Origin of the sequence: Luteimonas notoginsengisoli (genome assembly GCF_042648885.1) — a bacterium.
Taxonomy (GTDB): domain Bacteria; phylum Pseudomonadota; class Gammaproteobacteria; order Xanthomonadales; family Xanthomonadaceae; genus Luteimonas; species Luteimonas notoginsengisoli.
The window spans coordinates 960,040-973,220 of record NZ_JBHRYF010000001.1; the positions used below are offsets into that span (position 1 = coordinate 960,040).

Here is a 13,181-nt window from a genome sequence, read left to right on the forward strand (position 1 = left end):
TCGGCATCGTAACGGCAACGCGTGCCAGAATGGCGCATGAAAACCCCTCATTCCCTGCAGGCGCTGATCGACGACGGTGTCATCGACGAGGTCGTGCGCCCGCTCAAGAGCGGCAAGGAGGCGGCCGTGTACGTGGTGCGTGGCGGCGGCGAGGTGCTTTGCGCGAAGGTCTACAAGGACATGGCGCAGCGCAGCTTCCAGCAGCGCGTGCAGTACCAGGAAGGGCGCAAGGTGCGCGGCAGCCGCGAGGCACGCGCGATCGGCAAGGCGACCCGCTACGGCCGCCGGCAGCAGGAAGAAGCCTGGAAGAACACCGAGGTCGAAGCGCTGTACCAGCTGCGCGACGCCGGCGTACGCGTGCCCGAGCCCCACGGTTTCCACCACGGCGTGCTGGTGATGGAAATGGTGACCGACGCGGACGGCTTCGCCGCCCCGCGCCTGGGCGAGTACGCGCCAACGCCGGAGCAGGCACGCAGCTTCCACGCGGAACTCGTGCGCCAGGTCGTGCGGATGCTGTGCAGCGGACTGATCCACGGCGACCTGTCGCCGTACAACGTGCTGGTGGACGCCGACGGACCCGTGCTGATCGACTTCCCGCAGGTGGTCAGCGCGGCTGGCAACAACGCCGCGCGGCAGATGTTGCTGCGCGACGTCAACAACCTCACCGCCTACCTCGGGCGCTGGGCGCCGGAACTGCTGGACACCTGGTACGGCGAGGAGATGTGGGCGCTGTTCGAGGCCGGCACGCTGCAGCCCGACACGGTGCTCACGGGCGTCTTCGAGCACGACGAACACGTGGCCGACGTTGGCGACGTGCGGGCGGCAATCGAGGAGGCCCGGCAGGAAGCGCTGATCCGCCAGCAGGGTCGCGAGGCGGCCGACGCCGAGTAAGCGCCCTCGCAGCGGTTTCGGCCGCGCTTTTCGGCTTCACCCAGGCAACGATGGGGAGCACCGGAACCCCGACGCCGCACTCGCGACTTTGCGGGTCAGCCCGTCCGCTTGGCAATCTGGTTGTCGTCGAGCCGCGCCGCCGTCAGCAACGCTGCCGCTTCATCCCGCTGTCGCGATCGGTCAGGATCTGGCCGTCGTCGGACAGGTTGAAGCGATAGGTGGCCTCGCGCGTCTTCCCTTCGCCGGTGAGCTCGGCGGTAATGGTCAGCGCGTTGCGGCCACTTTCGACCGCGACGATCGCGCCCGAGCTCTCATGGAACTTGATGCGCCAGGCGCCGATGGTGAGACGGCTTTCGTGCGCCGGCGAGTTGCACGCGCGGGTGTCGGTTGCGTATTCGCCCTGGAACTGCGCGGGTACGGTCGTTCGCGCGGGCTCTGAGTCCGAGCTTGCTGCGTCCGGCGTCGAGGTCGCGGTTGCCGGTGAGTCGGTCGATGGCGCATCGGCGGCGTCGTCGTGCGGCGCAGCGCAACCGGCGGCCAGAAGCGCAACGAGCGCGATGGTGGAAAGGCGCATCGGATTCTCCGTCTCGTGCGAAATCGTGCTGCCACGGTTGCCGAACCCGCGTGAGCGCAAGGTAGACGGCGCGTGCTGATGGTGCTGCCTGCTCGATTTCGGCACGGTCCACTCGCGGGCGAGGAGCGACTCCCCGCAGGCGGAATGCCGTCAGGCCGGGATGGCGGATGCTGGCCGCCGGACATTATTCTGCGGATACGAGCCGGGGGCTCGACCAACCGAGGGCCAACCATGGCAAAGATCACCGGTATTGGCGGCGTGTTCCTCAAATGCAGGGGCGACAGCGCCGCGCTCGCGCGCTGGTACCAGGAGCACCTGGGCCTGAGGCTGGAGGACTTCGGTGGCGCCGTCCTGCGGTGGCCGGAGGACAAGGGCGAAGACCAGGGCGTGACCGTATGGCATCTGGCCGACAGGGACAGCCAATGGTTCAGCCCCAGCGATTCGTCCTTCATGATCAATTACCGCGTCGACGACCTCGACGAGCTGCTCGAGCAACTGCGCGCGGGCAACGTCGCCATCATCGGCGGCCCGGAATCGCATGAGAACGGAAAATTCGCCTGGGTCATGGATCCGGACGGTAACAAGGTCGAGCTGTGGGAGCCGATGGCCCGGGACGGAAGCAACAAGGGAGCCTGAGCTTCCCATCGGGCCGTTGAGCTGGTTCGATACGCGGCAGGTGTGCTGCCTGGAGGCGTGCGAAGACGTTTGCCGGTAGCCGTGCGGCTCCAGGCGATCTGCGTGGGGTCAGCCGGGCCGAAAAGAGTCCTTCGCGCGCGGAAAAAATGGGCGCACTGCGTCGAATAAGGCTGAGAATGCGGCGGCAGGCATCTGCGCTGCGCGCCAAAGCGGAAAAGGCGAGTCGGACCGGACCGCTAGCGCACGATCGACGCGGCGTCCGTTGGCCGTGCATCCGGCGCCCGGATCGGATTGCCGTCGCCATCCACGACCAACCGCGCCCGTTTGCCTTGGTGGTAGAAGCTCGCGCGATACAGGCCGGCATCGTCGCCGATGCCGAGCTCGCACAGCACGGTGATCTTGCCGTGCTCCATCAACTGCCTGAAATCGGCGAGGGCCAGCCCCAGTTCACCTGCAACGAGCGCGCCGTCGATCTCGACGGCGCGCGATGGATTGAGGTCGATGGCGATGGGCTTGCCCATGCCGATGGCCCCAAGAACCTTACTCGACCGAAATCGTGCCCTTCATGAGCGCGGAGTGACCCGGGAAGCTGCAGAAGAATTCGTACGGGCCGCCATCCTTGATCTTGCTGACCGGGAAGCTCACCGAGGTGGACTGCCCGCCGCCGATCAGGTCGGTGTGGGCGATGACGCGCGCGTCGTCCGCCTTGACGTAGGCAGCGGCTGCGCCGGCGCCCATGCCGTCGGCCGCGACCGCCTGCATGTCGGCCGCCTTGGTGATCACGACGTTGTGGCCCATCGCGGCCACCGGCATCGTCCCGGTGTGCTTCAGGGTGATCTTGAATTCGCTGCACGACGCCGGAACGACGATCGACCCGACGTTGTACTGCATCGCGTCGGTGCCTTCGATCTCGGTGGCGCAGTTGGCGACGACCGCGGCCGGCTTGTCGCTGCCCGGCGCAGTCGCGGCGGGCGCGGCAGCGTCGGCGGGTGCCGTCGTGTCCTCGGGGGCGGTCGGCGCGGTTTCGACCGGGGCGGTTGCTTCCGGCGCGGGCTCGCTGGCGGCAGGCGCGGCCGCAGTGTCGGCCGAGGTGTCAGGTGCCTTGTCGCCGCAGGCGACGAGCGCGAATGCGCAGGCGGTGGCGAGGAGGGCGATGCGGGTGTTCATGGTGGAGTTCCTGGGTGTGTGTTCGCCGCGCATTATTCGCCATCGGGGCGGTCGGTGTCGTGAAATCCGCGTTTTGCGCGCGTGAGAATCGCAATCGCTTGACCGGCGTCAAGCCGGATCCCGGAGGCGGCTTGCATCATGGATTGCCGGCCGATGCCGGGACCATTCTCCCTGAGGAATCCGACATGCAGTTCGAACTGTCCACCTGCCACCACGACACCACCCAGCTTGCGGCCGCGCTGCACGCGCTCGATCCGAATGTGCGTGTCGTGCTCGATGCGGCGCACGGACACCTGGAAGTGATCTCCACCGCCACCGCCGTGCAGGTGCAGGACGTTTTGCGCGACATCGGTTGCGCGGCCCAGCCGCTGGAGCAGGACGTGCATATCAGTGGCGGAAGCACGTGCTGCGGGCAGTGTTCCTGACGTCGCACGCGCGTCGCTTCAGCGTTTCCGCGCGCTGGACCTTCCTTCGACGGTTCGGCGCACTCCAACCTGCACCCGAAAGGCAGATGCTGTCGCAGACCCCGCGTTTCGCTTCGCCGCAGGCAGGTCGACCCGCTCCTGCGTGATGCCGTGTAACGTGGATTTCGCGGAAGGCGAAGGTCCCTGACTTTCGCCGCTCCCGCAGCCGCGATGACGAGCCGGCGTCGGCCGAGTCGTGCATGGCGACCAGAACCGGCTTCACTCGCCCATGGACGGCGTCGAGCGCAGCAGTGCGGCGAACGCATCCGCTGTCATCGGCCGGGCGATCCCGAAGCCCTGGCCTGCGTCGCAGCCGGCCTCGGCCAGCCAGCGCTGGGTGGCGGCGTCCTCGATGCCTTCGGCGGCGACCGTCGCGCCCAGTTCGTGGGCCAGTCCGATGGTCGCGGTGACGATGGCCTGGTCCGAGCGCGAAGTAAGCAACGCGACCACGAACGAACGATCGATCTTCAGCTCGTCGGGGGCAAGTCGCCGCAGGTTCACCAGCGACGAATGCCCGGCGCCGAAGTCGTCCACGGAGATGCGGATGCCGTGCGCGCGCAGGCGCGGCAGGGCCTCGGCGACGCGTTCGGGCTCGCGCATCACGTCGGTCTCGGTGATCTCGAGGATCAACGCGGCGCCGTCGCCCGCACAGGCGTCGATGATCGCGTCCACCAGCTGCGCATCGGCCAGGTCATTGGCCGAAACGTTGACCGACAGGTGCAGCGGCGGCTCGACCCGCGGCCAGTGCCGTCGCTGCGCCAGGCCGCAACGCACCAGGTGCAGGGTCATCGCCGCGATGTCACCCGAACGCTCCGCCACCGGCACGAACGCATCGGGCGCCAGCGGCCCGCGGCGGGGATGGTGCCAACGCACCAGCAGTTCGGCTCCCAGCCAGCGGCCGGTGCGCAGGTCGACCTGCGGCTGGAGCATGAAGCCGAGCCGGTCGGCGGCGATGGCGTCGCGCAGTTGGGACATCAGCGCGTGCTCGTCGCCGACAGCCGCGAATGCGAGCCTGGCCGGCCGCGTTCTCCGCCGCCAGGCGTAGGTGCCGAGGCCAACCGCGAACAGTCCCGCCAGCCCGCCTGCCAGCAGCGGCCAGCGCCGCGGCCGATGCGGGTTGAGGTTGCCGATCCATTCGACGTACAGGTCGTTCTGCACGCCGTCAGCGCGCAGGCGTTCGAGCGACGCGTCGATCCGCGCCACCAGGTCGGCACGCCCACGCCGCGCCGCGAACACGTACTTGCGTTCCAGCAGCGGCGGGCTTAGCGCGATCACGTTGTCGAGCTCGAACTGGTGGATCGCGTAATAGCCGATGCCGACCGGTGCCAGCGCGTAGTCGGCATCGCCGCGCGCCACGGCGACCAGGGTGCCGGACTCGCTGGGAAGTTCGAGCAGCGTCACGCCGTGCGCGGCCTGGGCACGCATCGCCTCGGCGGCCAGGCTGGCGCGCTGCACCGCCACGCGTACATTGGCGAGCCCCTCGATCGATTCCAGCCTTGCCTGCTGACGGGTGCCGAACAGCGCGTGGTGGCGGATCAGGATCGGCTGGGTGAACAGGTAATGCTGTTCGCGTTCGGCCGACCAGAACATTGGCACGAGGTCGATTTCGCCGCGTGCCAGGCGGTCAAGCGCGACTTCCCATTCACCGAGTTCGAAGCGCGGCTCGAGGCCGAGGTCGGCTGCCACCGCGCGCGCCAGCGCGACGTCGAAGCCGTCGGCGCGGCCGTCTTCGTCGAGGAACTGGTAGGGCGGGTAGTGCGCGTCGCCGCCGATCCGCAGCGTGCCCGGCGCGCTGTCTCCCGCGAAGGCAGGCGCGGCCAGCAGCATCGACAGGGACATCGCCAATGCCAGCACCGTGAGCCACCACCGCGGGCGGCGCGGGCGCGCGCCGTGGCGCTGGTCCAGCACCCTCCCCAGGGGCTTCATGGCCTGCCATCCGCTTGGACGAGGACCCTGTTTAGCACGCCAGCGGCAGGGATGCTCGCCGGGCACCGGGCGGAGGCTGTGCTTGATGCCTTTCCGCCAAGCAGGAGCGGCTTCAGCCGCGAGCTCCTCCCGGCAGGTCGAGCCGGAGGTCCGCGCCCATGTCGCTGGACGGCGCTTCTGGCCCTGTGCCCTTCAAGCGCTAGCGCACCACCGGGTAGCCATGCCGCTCCATGATCCCGAGCACCTCGTCGAGCGGGAGCGCCGCGGCTTCGTGGCCATCGCGGCCGGTCATGGTGTCGGCATGGAACAGTGAATTGAGGATCGCCTCTTCGGTAGCCTCGATGGCGGCCATGAACAGCGGCGACATTGCGTCGTTGCGCAGCACGGCGACCTGGCGCAGCGGGCTGTCCGAATCGTGCGCGATGCGCACCCCGGGGTTGGCGGAAAACGCGATCACGTAATCGCCGCTGCCGTTCGACGCGATGCCGCCGGTGCGCGCCAGCCCGAGCATGGCGCGCTTGGCCAGTCGCTCGAGGTTGCGTGCGTCCAGCGGCGCGTCGGTGGCCACCACGATCATGCAGGAGCCGTCGGGCGAATCGTTGAGTTCGTCGCTCAGGTAGTGCTTGCCCAGGGTCTTGCCGATCGGCACGCCGTCCACGCTCAGCACGCCACCGAAGTTGGTCTGGACCAGCACTCCCACGGTGTGGCCGCCCAGCGTGGCAGGGAGCTTCCGCGACGCGGTGCCGATGCCGCCCTTGAAGCCGAACGCCATGGTGCCGGTCCCGGCGCCGACGTTGCCCTGGTGGACTTTGCCGCCGGCCGCCGAGCGGATCGCCTCCAGCACGTCGGCGCGGGTGACGTGGCGGCCGCGGATGTCATTGAGGTAGCTGTCGTTGGTTTCGCCGACCACGGGATTGACCGACTGAACGTCGGCGTTTTCGGGGAACGAGAAGGCGTGGTCGATCAGCGCGTCGGCGGCAACCGGCACACCCAGCGTGTTGGTCAGCACGATCGGCGTTTCGATGTTGCCCAGTTCCTGGACCTGCGTGGACCCGGCCAGCTTGCCGAAGCCATTGCCCACGTACACCGCGGCCGGCACCTTGTGCCGGAACAGGTTCCCCGCATGCGGCAGTACGACGGTAACCCCGGTGCGCACGCTGTCGCCGCGGACCAGCGTCTTTTGCCCCACCTCGACGCCAGGCACGTCGGTGATCGCGTTCCATTGTCCCGGCTGCAGCACGCCAGTCGCGATGCCGTGGTCGCGCAGGTTCCTGTGCTGCGCGTCCGCGGGCACGCAGGCGCACAGCAGGAGGGTGACGGCGAGCAGGCGAGGGAACATGCGGTGGCTCCGTGGCGGCGTGGTCGCTCCGCGATGGCGGAGACGGTGGTGGGCGCGCGCGTTGGCAGCGTCGCGCGCCCGGGGTCAGTTCTCCAGCAGCGGCTTGCGCGGCAGCCGCTCGTCGCGCATGGCGGCGTGGTACGCGAAGGACGCGACGATGGCCGCCGCCTGCTTCAGGTCTTCGGGTTCGATGTGGTCCCAGGTGTCCAGGTTGCTGTGGTGGACGTTGCTGAAATAGTCCAGCCGGTCCTGGATGAACTGGAAGCCCGGCAAGCCCACGCGATCGAACGAGACGTGGTCGGTGCTGCCGGTATTGCGGCTGGCCACGGTGGTGGCGCCCACGTCGTGGAACGGCGCGAGCCACGCCTCGAAGATCGGCATCGCCGCCAGGTTCTCCTGCGCATGGATGCCGCGGAAGCGCCCCGAACCGTTGTCCATGTTGAAGTAAGCCGAGAAGCGGTCGTAGTCGCGGGTTTTCTGCAGGGCGCCGGTGGATTCGCGCAGCGATGCCGGCAACGCCTTCTGCGCCGGATCCGTGGGCTCGGGATAGGCAGCGAAATGCCGGGCCACGTAGGCCTGGGACCCGATCAGGCCCTGTTCCTCGCCGCTCCACAGCGCCACGCGGATCGTGCGATGGGGCCTGGCGCCCACTGCCTTGAGGATGCGCATGGCTTCCATCATCACCGCCACGCCCGCGGCGTTGTCGGCCGCGCCGGTGCCCGCGTGCCAGGAATCCATGTGCGCGCCCAGCATCACGATTTCGCCGGCCTTGGCGCCGTGGCCCGGGATCTCGGCCAGGGTGTTGTAGCCGGGCTGGTCGGCCTCGTCGGTGAAACGCGCCTGCACGTCCACCCGCAGGCGCACCGGCTGCTTGCGCTCGACCGCGCGCACCAGCGGGTTGTAGTGCTCGGCGGCCATCGCCAGCTCCGGCACGCCGATCGGTTCGCCCGCTTTGCGCGAACCGCCACCGCCGACGCGGATGATGCCGTTGTCCCAGCCGCTGATGCTCAGCGCGGCCAGCGCGCCCTCGGCGGCGAAGAAAGCGTTGGTGGCCTTGGCCAGCGCCCTGCGCTCGCCGAACTCCTTGATTCGCTTCGCACGGTCCTTCGTCTGGTCCTTGGGCACGGCGAAGGTCTGCAGTTCGGCCAGGCCGGTGTCGTCGTGGCGTTCCGAATCGGGCTCGCTGCCGCGCTTGTATTCGCGCGCCTCGTCCAGCAGCAGGATCTTGCCGGCCAGCTTGCCTTTGTACTGGTCGAGGTCGCCTATCGCCTTGATCGTCACCCGCATCGCCTCGCCCTCGACCGGGCCAGGCGTGCCGGGCGTCCACGCCTTGGGCAGCGCGTGCAGCGGCAGCGCGCGCGGGCTGAGCATCTCCACGCTGGCGTTGCTGAATTCCCAGCCGCGGCCGAAGTCGTCGAAGGCCTCGTCGTGGACGTTGGCCAGGCCCCATTCGGTGAACTTGCCGCGGGTCCAGGCGTTGGCCCTGGCCATCTGCGGGGAGTTGGTCAGGCGCGGACCGATGGTTTCGGTGAGCTGGCTGAAGGTTTCCATCACCTGTGAACGATGGAAGGCCTCCTGGCGGATGCGGTTGACCATGTCCAGGTCCACCGGCTCCGCGGCCGCGGCCATGCCGCTGATCCCCATGCACACCAGCAACAGGCAGCGCTTGATCACCGTGTCCCCCTCGGATGGTCGCTCGACGCGAAGCCACCGAGTGTAGCGAGCCGCTTCGCCGAACTCACCGCCTTGTGTCTGGTAGCGGCTTTGCTGTGTGCAGGAATGCCGGGCGCGACGCCGCGCGGCGGCGCGGCGATAATGACTTCCTCTGTCCTGCACAACCGCGGAGAACGACACCATGACGACAGCCGGCCTTGAACCGATCGGGACGCCGCGTCAGCCGTGGGGCGACGCGGAAAGGGCGCAGTGGCGGGCGCGCCAGGTCCGCAGGCGCAGCCATGTGCAGGACGTGGCCGGCGCGATCGAGGCGCTGCGCGAGCGCTTCGACGTGGAGCAGTACGGCGAACTGGACTACGCGCCCGATGGCCGCTATCCGCTGCTCGCGGTCCGCAGCCGGAACTGGGACGACGCGCTGCCCTGCATGCTGGTGACAGGTGGGGTGCACGGCTACGAAACCAGCGGCGTGCGCGGCGCGCTGCAGTTCCTCGATGCGCATGCCGCGCGCTATGCGGGGCGCGCGAACCTGCTGGTCGTGCCCTGCGTGAGCCCGTGGGCCTACGAGCGCGTCCAGCGCTGGAACCCCGAAGCGCTCGATCCCAACCGCTCGTTCCGCGACGGCAGCCGGGCAGGGGAGTCGGCGGCGCTGATGCAGCTGGTCGCGCCGCTGCGCGGGCGCTTCCTGATGCACATCGACCTGCACGAAACCACCGACAGCGACGAGTCCGAGTTCCGGCCGGCACTGGCCGCGCGCGACGGCAAGGCGTTCGAGCCCGGCGGCATCCCCGACGGCTTCTACCTCGTCGACGACAGCGCCAATCCGCAGCCTGCGTTCCAGCAGGCGATCATCGATGCGGTAGCGCAGGTGACGCACATCGCGCCGGCCGATGCCGATGGCACGATCATCGGCTCGCCGGTTGTCGCGCCGGGCGTGATCGAATACGCGCTCGGTCCGCTGGCGCTGTGCGCGGGGATCACCGGCGCCCGTTTCACGACCACCACCGAGGTCTATCCCGACAGCCCGCGGGCAACGCCGGAGCAGTGCGATGCCGCGCAGGTGGCGGCGGTATGCGCGGCGATCGATTTCGCGCTGGAGCATGCCGGGGACGCGCGCGGGCCGGCGTGAGTCGGCCAGGCTGGAGGCGTGCGGACCGCGCGCCTCCGGGTCGCCGCGAGGGGCGGCATGCGGGTCGTGCAGGACGTCGGGCCGATGCCAAGGCGCCGAGTGACCCGCCAACAAATGCGGGGAGCGGCGAGCCGACGGCTTCCAAGTTCGTACGATCATTGAACGCCTGCGTGAATCCGCAGCAGGCGTGAGTAGTGCTGGGTCGCGCGTCAGCCTGCCGCCGCGGCCTTCGTGTTCGTATCGGCGGCCGCGGTCTTGCGCTTGGCGCCGGCCTTGGGGGCGTCGGCCTTGGCGGGGCTCGCGTCGTCCTTGGTCGTCGCGGCCTTGCGCGAGGTGGTGACATTCACGTGCATCCGCAGCGGCGTGGTGCCCAGCACTTCGACGCGGCCACCCTGTTTGCGGAAGGCCTGGAGATCGTCGGCGATGGTTTCGCTGGTCATGCTGCGGCTCTGATCCTTCGCCTTGCTCTGGCGGGCGAACAGGTGCGAGGTGCTGGTGGGGGCGATGACAGCTTTGTCGGGCTTGCTGGGCATGGTGTCTCCTTTGTGGTGTTCGCCATGGCGAGCGCGTGCGCTTGCGGGCGGTGTGCGACGGCGGCCTGGGCTGCCGTCACGGCCATGGCTCCTCGCCCAGCGGCGCAACACACACGCTATGAAGCCCCGCAGGGGCGCGGTGGCGTCGGGTAGAGCGAGGAGTGGATGTATCTTACGCAAACACCAATGAACAGGATGTTATTTTCGCCGAAATGCGGTGAAATTCTGCGATTTAGCGCCTTTCCGCGAATCTGGGCCGTCACCGATGACGAGCGCTGGCGCCTTGCGATGCCCACGAGCGCATTCAGGGATCCGCGGGCTCGGCGTAGCCGGATCCGCGTTGCGCTCGGGGGACACAGGCTCGGTGGCCGGCTGTCCCAAATGCGCGACCATGGTGAGGGTCGACCGGAGCCGGGCGCCCGTATCGCGGGCCTCCGCAGGTCGCCTGAAACCGGGTCGTCCGACAGCTGCCGCCATTTGGCTCGACCCTTGGCCGCAGCGCATTGCCCGGTACGCGAAGCGATGCGCTCTGCCGGCCTCGCGGACCGCGCTACTTTTCGAGCGCGTCCAGGGCCTGCAGCGATTCGGCCACGTGCCGGTTGGGGTTGAGCTCCGAATAGGCGTGCACGATCTCGCCCGAGGGCGCGATCACGTACGAAGTGCGGTTCGACCACCCCGGCTTCTGCTGCAGCACTGCGTCATACCGCGCCGCGATCTTCGCGCCTTCGTCCGCGGCCACCGGGAACTTGCCGCCGCAGTGTTCGGTTTCCTTTGAGAAATCGGCCAGCTGGTCGACGTTGCCGGCCGTGACGCCGATCACCGTAGCCCGGTGGGCCCGGAACTTTTCGATCGCCTGCGAGAACAGGGCTGCTTCGAGGTTGCAGCCGGGCGTGTGGGCGGCAGGGAAGAAATAGACCACGACCGGCCCCTTGGCCAGCGCTTCGGCGAGCTTGAAGGTGAAGGGCTCGCCGGCGAGATAGGCCGGCGTGGTGAAGTCGGGGGCCTGCGTGCCGGGCTTGAGCGCGGCAAAGGCGGGCGCGGCGGCCAGCGCAATGGCGCCGGCGAGGGCGAGCACGGCGAGGGTGGCGAATTTCAGGGGATTCATGGCTGCTCCTGTTGGCGCGGGTTTTATACACCCGCGGCCGTTACCCAAGGGTTGTACGAGGCGCGGGGCCGGCGTATTCGCGGCCGCCCAGACGCGCCGCGCCGCGATCGCGAGCGTTCTTGACCGGCGTCAGCGCCCCGCCAGGCGCGTCGGCCTAGGGTGCGGACTCCATATCCGGGGAGGCTGGGGCATGTCATTCGATGTCGTGGTGGTGGGTGCGGGTCCGGCGGGTCTGTGTTTCGCGCGTTCACTGGCCGGCAGCGGCCTGCGCGTCGCCCTGGTCGAACGGCAGGAGGAGGCTCTGCTGGCCGACCCGGCCGACGACGGGCGCGAAATCGCGGTGACGCACCGCTCGCGACAGCTGTTGCAGCGGCTCGGAATATGGGATCGCATCGACGCGCGCGACATTGGCACGCTGCGCGAGGCGCTGGTGCTCGATGGGGCCAGCCGCGACGGCCTGATCTTCAGCCCGGCGCTGGCGGGCGCGCAGCAGCTGGGCTGGCTGCTGTCCAACCATGCGATCCGCCGCGCGGCCTTCGCCGAAGTGGCCGCGCTGCCGGACGTCTGCCTGTTCGCCGGCGCGCGGGTGGCGTCGGTGCGCATGGAGGCCGCGGGCGCGGTCATCTCGCTGGACGGCGGCGAGACCCTGCGCGCGCAGCTGGTGGTCGCCGCCGACAGCCGCTTCTCGGAAACGCGCCGCGCCGCCGGCATCGGCGCGAACATGCATGACTTCGGCAAGACCATGCTGGTGCTGCGCATGCGGCACGAGGCCGCCCACGCGCAGACCGCGTGGGAATGGTTCGCGGCGGGCCAGACGCTCGCGCTGCTGCCGCTGCACGATCCCCACACATCCTCGGTGGTGCTGACGCTGCCGCCGCGCCGGATGCAGGCGCTGCTGGCGCAGGACGATGCGGCGCTGGGCCTGGACATGGCCAAGCGGTTCATGAACCGCCTGGGTGCAATGGAAGTGGCCGGGCCGCGCTGTGCCTACCCGCTGGTGGGGGTATACGCGCATCGCTTCGCCGCCGAGCGGTTCGCGCTGGTCGGCGATGCCGCGGTCGGCATGCATCCGGTGACCGCGCACGGCTTCAATTTCGGGCTGCTCGGGCAGGACGCCCTGGCGAGCGGCCTGCGATCCGCTCTGGCGCGGGGCGCGCCGATCTGGAGCCCGGCGCTGTTGCGCAGCTACGAGCGCCGCCACCGTGCGGCGACGCTGCCGCTGTACGTGGCGACCCAGCTGCTGGCGGGGCTGTACACCGACGACCGCCTGCCGGCGCGCGCGCTTCGCAAGCTGGCGCTGAGCGCCGGCGCGCACGTGCCGCCACTGCGGCGCATGGTGGTGGAAGGGTTGACCGCCGCCAACGACGACAGGCGACAGGCGCGGAAACGCGCGGGACGCTAGCGCCGCCGGAGCACGCCGCCGGACGCGACGACGGCCGGCCGCGAGCGGCCGGAGCGGATCCACGCGCGGGGCGGCGCGGCGCCGCTAGGAGTCATGAGAACGGCGCCAGAGCGGCGCCGGGTTCATTCGGAAGCCGGTAGCCCGGGCGAATCGCCGGTTTTCGCGGTCTGGGCCGCCTCGCGCGCTTCGCGCTTGCGTGCGTCCTTCTCGTCCTGCTTCTTCTTCTTGGCGATTTCGCGCTGTCGCTTCTCGAACGAATAGTTGGGCTTGGCCAATGGATTGCCTCGTTGCGGGGTGGGGCCATTGTACGGGTAGCCGGGAAATCGCTCCGGCGCCACTGGCAA

The 13,181-nt window shown here is 69.3% G+C and carries 13 protein-coding genes and 1 pseudogene; 5 read left to right on the forward strand and 9 right to left on the reverse strand.

Going from position 1 to position 13,181, the window contains the following annotated elements; all coding sequences use genetic code 11:
• Nucleotides 1-36: 36 nt before the first annotated feature.
• Nucleotides 37-891: a PA4780 family RIO1-like protein kinase gene (locus ACFOM9_RS04460; RefSeq protein ID WP_386706552.1), complete on the forward strand. Its 855-nt coding sequence runs from the start codon at nucleotides 37-39 to the stop codon at nucleotides 889-891.
• Nucleotides 892-1,033: 142 nt separating this feature from the next.
• Here ACFOM9_RS04460 and ACFOM9_RS04465 read toward each other — a convergent pair whose 3' ends face one another.
• Entirely contained in the window at nucleotides 1,034-1,465 is a 432-nt protein-coding gene (locus tag ACFOM9_RS04465) for a hypothetical protein (protein ID WP_386706553.1), read from the reverse strand.
• A 231-nt stretch (nucleotides 1,466-1,696) separates the two neighbouring features.
• On the opposite strand from ACFOM9_RS04465, the gene ACFOM9_RS04470 reads away from it, so the two are divergent.
• On the forward strand, nucleotides 1,697-2,101 hold the full coding sequence (locus ACFOM9_RS04470; protein ID WP_386706555.1) for a VOC family protein: 405 nt from the start codon (nucleotides 1,697-1,699) through the stop codon (nucleotides 2,099-2,101).
• Between the two features lie 236 nt (nucleotides 2,102-2,337).
• Here ACFOM9_RS04470 and ACFOM9_RS04475 read toward each other — a convergent pair whose 3' ends face one another.
• Together ACFOM9_RS04475 and azu are read right to left on the reverse strand one after the other, a co-directional pair.
• Entirely contained in the window at nucleotides 2,338-2,622 is a 285-nt protein-coding gene (locus ACFOM9_RS04475; protein WP_386706557.1) for a DUF6522 family protein, read from the reverse strand.
• A gap of 19 nt (nucleotides 2,623-2,641) precedes the next feature.
• Nucleotides 2,642-3,043, reverse strand: a pseudogene (gene azu, locus ACFOM9_RS04480) (azurin); the annotation flags it as partial.
• Nucleotides 3,044-3,366: 323 nt separating this feature from the next.
• Here azu and ACFOM9_RS04485 point away from each other — a divergent pair.
• Nucleotides 3,367-3,693 (forward strand): hypothetical protein, encoded by a 327-nt coding sequence (locus ACFOM9_RS04485; protein ID WP_386706559.1) that lies wholly within the window; start codon nucleotides 3,367-3,369, stop codon nucleotides 3,691-3,693.
• 258 nt (nucleotides 3,694-3,951) lie between these two features.
• On the opposite strand, the gene ACFOM9_RS04490 is transcribed toward ACFOM9_RS04485, so the two are convergent.
• The 3 genes from ACFOM9_RS04490 to ACFOM9_RS04500 all read right to left on the reverse strand — a co-directional run bounded on the left by ACFOM9_RS04490 (nucleotide 3,952) and on the right by ACFOM9_RS04500 (nucleotide 8,641).
• The gene (locus ACFOM9_RS04490) at nucleotides 3,952-5,658 is read right to left on the reverse strand and encodes an EAL domain-containing protein (protein WP_386706561.1); all 1,707 of its coding nucleotides are present in this window, start codon (nucleotides 5,656-5,658) and stop codon (nucleotides 3,952-3,954) included.
• Between the two features lie 199 nt (nucleotides 5,659-5,857).
• Nucleotides 5,858-6,997, reverse strand: a complete 1,140-nt coding sequence (locus tag ACFOM9_RS04495) for a DmpA family aminopeptidase (protein WP_386706563.1) — start codon at nucleotides 6,995-6,997, stop codon at nucleotides 5,858-5,860.
• 84 nt (nucleotides 6,998-7,081) lie between these two features.
• Nucleotides 7,082-8,641 carry a M20/M25/M40 family metallo-hydrolase gene (locus ACFOM9_RS04500; RefSeq protein ID WP_386707334.1) on the reverse strand — a complete coding sequence of 520 codons (1,560 nt, stop codon included), beginning with the start codon at nucleotides 8,639-8,641 and terminating at the stop codon, nucleotides 7,082-7,084.
• A gap of 211 nt (nucleotides 8,642-8,852) precedes the next feature.
• On the opposite strand from ACFOM9_RS04500, the gene ACFOM9_RS04505 reads away from it, so the two are divergent.
• Nucleotides 8,853-9,797, forward strand: coding sequence for a M14 family metallopeptidase (locus ACFOM9_RS04505; protein WP_386706565.1), 945 nt, complete (start codon nucleotides 8,853-8,855; stop codon nucleotides 9,795-9,797).
• Nucleotides 9,798-10,006: 209 nt separating this feature from the next.
• On the opposite strand, the gene ACFOM9_RS04510 is transcribed toward ACFOM9_RS04505, so the two are convergent.
• A complete protein-coding gene (locus tag ACFOM9_RS04510; protein WP_386706567.1) occupies nucleotides 10,007-10,330 on the reverse strand; it encodes a hypothetical protein in 324 nt (107 codons plus the stop codon).
• A 550-nt stretch (nucleotides 10,331-10,880) separates the two neighbouring features.
• On the reverse strand, nucleotides 10,881-11,435 hold the full coding sequence (locus tag ACFOM9_RS04515; RefSeq protein WP_386706569.1) for a peroxiredoxin: 555 nt from the start codon (nucleotides 11,433-11,435) through the stop codon (nucleotides 10,881-10,883).
• Between the two features lie 190 nt (nucleotides 11,436-11,625).
• Between ACFOM9_RS04515 and ubiM the strand changes: the two genes are divergently transcribed.
• Nucleotides 11,626-12,837 (forward strand): 5-demethoxyubiquinol-8 5-hydroxylase UbiM, encoded by a 1,212-nt coding sequence (gene ubiM, locus ACFOM9_RS04520; RefSeq protein ID WP_386706571.1) that lies wholly within the window; start codon nucleotides 11,626-11,628, stop codon nucleotides 12,835-12,837.
• Between the two features lie 122 nt (nucleotides 12,838-12,959).
• On the opposite strand, the gene ACFOM9_RS04525 is transcribed toward ubiM, so the two are convergent.
• Nucleotides 12,960-13,112 (reverse strand): hypothetical protein, encoded by a 153-nt coding sequence (locus ACFOM9_RS04525; RefSeq protein WP_386706573.1) that lies wholly within the window; start codon nucleotides 13,110-13,112, stop codon nucleotides 12,960-12,962.
• Nucleotides 13,113-13,181 lie beyond the last annotated feature (69 nt).